Raw genomic sequence first — 919 nt, forward strand, 5'->3', positions numbered from 1 at the left:
CGCCGCATGTCGGCCGTTGAAGTCAGCTTTTCTATTTTCCGCAAGCAGTCATCGAGTGTGATTGCTGGATCGGCATTTGGACTTTGGACGAAGATGATTGTCGGAGACAGATCGGAGTCACCTATCCCGTCGCTTTTGGCGCGGCGAAATACGTTACCACCAGCGTCAGCACGGTCAGGATCCCGGCAACGACGCTGGCCGCTGTAATGCCACCAGCGTAGAGGGCGGCTGTGCCTGCCCAGCCGACCGACGAAAACCCTTCGGCGAATGTAGCGATCCGCGAGGAGGTCTGGCGACGATGAAATTGGGCACGCCGCGCCTGCGCGCGGAACCAAAGCTGGATCATCGTCGCCGAGATCGCGGCCAGTGCCGAGCCGGCTGCCAGAACCAACGCGTGTCGAGTCGAAACCATCGCGAAAGCCAGGACGAATGGGGCGACGACGACTATGATTGCGCGCAAAACCGCCTCGACCTTTGCGTGTATGATGCTTGTCGCGGTCACCGGCGCGGTCGCCACCAGGTCGGGTGCATCTTCACCGGAAATGGCAAGCCAGGCCAGGCCGCCGGCCAACTGCCCCGATGCCATCACCAGCACGGGGATAATCAGAACCAGCGCGTCGGTGCCATGGCCATAATTCTTCCACAGCAATATCGCGGGTGGCAGCATGTAGAGCAGTTGCATCAGGCTTTGCGACATGAGCCAGGGATCGCGCAGCAACAATGTCCATTCCTTGCGGCGCAAGGCGTGTCCCGGCGACGTCAGACGAAACGACGCTGCCTTGCCTTGGCGGATCGAACCGCTCTCGCCAATGTTGGCGGCGAGCGCCGTGTAGCGCACGAAGCGCCATGAGAAAATTGCAATGGCGGCGGCGGCCAACGCCACCGCACAGCCAAGCACCCAGGCCAGCCTCACGCCGTC

At 61.8% G+C, this 919-nt stretch carries 1 protein-coding gene; it reads right to left on the bottom strand.

Features of this window, described 5'->3' with window-relative positions; all coding sequences use genetic code 11:
- Positions 1–121: 121 nt before the first annotated feature.
- Positions 122–877 carry a hypothetical protein gene (locus tag DH08_RS30165; protein ID WP_192182901.1) on the bottom strand — a complete coding sequence of 252 codons (756 nt, stop codon included), beginning with the start codon at positions 875–877 and terminating at the stop codon, positions 122–124.
- Between the last annotated feature and the right edge of the window lie 42 nt (positions 878–919).

This window comes from Mesorhizobium amorphae (assembly GCF_014843845.1).
Lineage (GTDB): Bacteria > Pseudomonadota > Alphaproteobacteria > Rhizobiales > Rhizobiaceae > Mesorhizobium > Mesorhizobium amorphae_A.